This is a genomic window from Mycolicibacterium vulneris (assembly GCF_002104765.1).
GTDB lineage: Bacteria > Actinomycetota > Actinomycetes > Mycobacteriales > Mycobacteriaceae > Mycobacterium > Mycobacterium vulneris.
Window position 1 is genome coordinate 1 of sequence record NZ_NCXM01000115.1, and the last position, 340, is coordinate 340.

Here is a 340-nt window from a genome sequence, read left to right on the forward strand (position 1 = left end):
GGTCAGGTGCTCGGGAAACAGGCGCATGTGCGCCCAGATGGTTTCGCGGCCCTCGAAGCGGGTCTTCCAGCCCGGCGGGGCGTAGGGGAATTCGAGTACGCCTTCCGGATGGAACAGGTCGCACCAGCCACGGGCATCGCCGTTTTCCAGGAGGCGCAGGCTGTGGACGAGAATTTCCTTGGCATTCATTGGGCGATCCTCTCGATCGGGTTGGCGTGGGAGGCGGTGTTCGCCGGGGCGCTGCATCCGGTGCGCACCGGCACGCTGATCAGGGCGCGGAGGAAGGTGATCGGCAGCCACTGCAGCTCCGCGTGGGGCACCGCCAACTGGAGGTCGGGGA

At 67.1% G+C, this 340-nt stretch carries 1 protein-coding gene; it reads right to left on the reverse strand.

Translation table 11 applies throughout. From position 1 onward, the window contains the following. On the reverse strand, window positions 1-189 hold a 189-nt coding region (locus B8W69_RS32120; protein WP_369332971.1), incomplete at its 3' end, for a nuclear transport factor 2 family protein. Window positions 190-340: the final 151 nt, after the last annotated feature.